We start from the raw sequence: 2,056 nt of genomic DNA on the forward strand, positions 1-2,056 counted from the left end.
CCCCCGCCCCCACTCCGGCCGACGACCCGACCCGCGCCGTCCGCGCCCGGGTCGCAGAGAGGACCACCACCGCATGACCGGCCGCCGCTTCACCCTCACCCACCGGCTGCCCGACGCCCACCTCGACGACGCGCTGCGGGCCGACGCGCTCAAGGGCCTCACCGGTCGGCCCAAGTCCCTGCCGCCCAAGTGGTTCTACGACGCGCGCGGCAGCGAGCTCTTCGAGCGGATCACCGAACTCCCCGAGTACTACCCGACCCGCGCCGAACACCAGATCCTCGCCGCGCGCTCGGCGGAGATCGCCGCGCTGCTGCCCGACGTCCGGACCCTCGTCGAACTCGGCTCCGGCTCCTCCCGCAAGACCCGGCTCCTGCTGGACGCCTTCACCGCCACCGGCGCGCTGGAACGCTACGCCCCCCTGGACGTCAGCCCCGCCGCGCTCACCGAGGCCGGCGAAGCCCTCCGCCACCGCTACCCCGCACTGGACGTCTCCGCCGTCGTCACCGACTACGAGGCCGACCTGACCCCGCCCGGCCGCGGCCCCTACCTGGTCGCGTTCCTCGGCGGCACCCTCGGCAACCTGGACACCGCCGACCGCCGCGCCTTCTACGCCTCCCTCCGCCCCCGGCTCACCGCCGGCCGGGACGCCCTCCTCGTCGGCGTCGACCTGGTCAAGGACCCCGACACCCTCGTCCGCGCCTACGACGACGGCCGGGGCGTCACCGCCGAGTTCAACAAGAACGTGCTCCTCGTCCTCAACCGCGAACTCGGCGCCGACTTCGACCCGGCCGCGTTCGACCACCGCGCCCTGTGGAACGCCGAGCACTCCCGCATCGAGATGTGGCTGCGCTCCCGCCGCGCCCAGCGCGTCCCCCTCCCCGAGATCGACCTCACCGTCGACTTCGAGGAGGGGGAGGAGATGCGCACGGAGATCTCGGTGAAGTTCCGCCGCGAAGCGCTCACCGCCGAACTCGCCGACGCCGGTTTCACCGTCCGACACTGGTGGACCGACCCCCTCTCCCGCTTCGCCCTCCTCCTCACCACCCCCACCTGACTCCTTCCGCCACCCGACGGCGCTCCCCACGGCCGGCCCGCGTGCCTCACCCTCGACGCGGCCGCCGGGCGGAGCGCCGCCGCTCGTGCTCGGCGTCGATCTCCGCCAGCTCCGCACGCCCCGCCTCCCGCTCGGCCTCCGTGATCTCCCCGTACTCCTCCTCCAGCCAGTCGACGATCTCCCGCAGCCCCTCCTGCCACCGGACGTCCTCCGGACCGCTCCCACACGCCATGAACGGGCCCTTCCCCTCTCCTGCCGCTTCCTGATTCATCGCCGCCGACGCGGCCCCGTCAGTCGATCAGCCCACCCTCGCGCGTCCGCCCCGCACCACGCCGTCCGGGCGTCGCCCGAATGGCGGAGCTGCGGGGGCGGAAGTGGCATATACCACTCAATCTGGACTGGCAGGCAACACCCGGGACGGGGAGCGACCGCCGCACCGCACAAGGCGGCGGCCGCTCGTAGGAGGTGCCGCAGCATGCCACAGGTGCAGGTCTACGTATCGATTCCACTGCCTGTCGACGAGGTCTTCTACTTCCTCTCCGACGGCCGGAATCTGGCGCGCTGGCACTCCGGCGTGATGGACATCAGGCCCGAGGGCCCGGAGGGCGCCGACGGCGCCGGACACGCCGAACGCCGGTCCTACAGCTACCGCTTCCCCGGCCGGCACCGCGACTTCCGGCTGGAGTGCTGTGCCTACGAGCACAACGTGCGCATAGGGTTCCTCGGCCAGCGCATGTGGAACCCGCTCGGCAGTCAGATGCCCCGCTACGACTTCCGCGTGTGGCCGCAGGGCACCGGCTGCCGCGTCGGCGTCCAGGTCACCTCGTGGCTGACCGGCGGCATGCTGCTGCTGTGGCCCGTCGTCGCCCTGGGCTGGCGCCGCGACCTCCCCGAGGACGCCCAGCGCCTCCACGAGGTGCTGACCGGCAGCGAGGACCTCGCCGACATCGGCTACGAGCCCGGCCCCCTGGTCATCGCCGACCGCCCCCGTCGCCGCCAGGC

General features: G+C 73.1%; 3 protein-coding genes. 2 read left to right on the top strand and 1 reads right to left on the bottom strand.

Annotation, left to right across the window (positions count from 1 at the left end; translation table 11 throughout):
• Positions 1-73: 73 nt before the first annotated feature.
• Entirely contained in the window at positions 74-1,054 is a 981-nt protein-coding gene (gene egtD, locus GL263_RS25570; RefSeq protein WP_182858113.1) for an L-histidine N(alpha)-methyltransferase, read from the top strand.
• Between the two features lie 46 nt (positions 1,055-1,100).
• On the opposite strand, the gene GL263_RS25575 is transcribed toward egtD, so the two are convergent.
• Positions 1,101-1,286, bottom strand: a complete 186-nt coding sequence (locus tag GL263_RS25575) for a hypothetical protein (protein ID WP_182858114.1) — start codon at positions 1,284-1,286, stop codon at positions 1,101-1,103.
• A 243-nt stretch (positions 1,287-1,529) separates the two neighbouring features.
• Between GL263_RS25575 and GL263_RS25580 the strand changes: the two genes are divergently transcribed.
• Positions 1,530-2,056 (top strand): SRPBCC family protein (locus tag GL263_RS25580; RefSeq protein WP_182858115.1); only part of this gene is annotated, 527 nt, incomplete at its 3' end.

The organism is Streptomyces durbertensis, from assembly GCF_014156695.1.
GTDB classification, from domain to species: Bacteria; Actinomycetota; Actinomycetes; order Streptomycetales; family Streptomycetaceae; genus Streptomyces; species Streptomyces durbertensis.

What these genes read in the sequence shown, in the direction of transcription:
- GL263_RS25575 (WP_182858114.1), bottom strand. Translation starts at nt 1,286, where the DNA reads ATGGCGTGTGGGAGCGGTCCGGAGGACGTCCGGTGGCAGGAGGGGCTG.
- egtD (WP_182858113.1), top strand. Translation starts at nt 74, where the DNA reads ATGACCGGCCGCCGCTTCACCCTCACCCACCGGCTGCCCGACGCCCAC.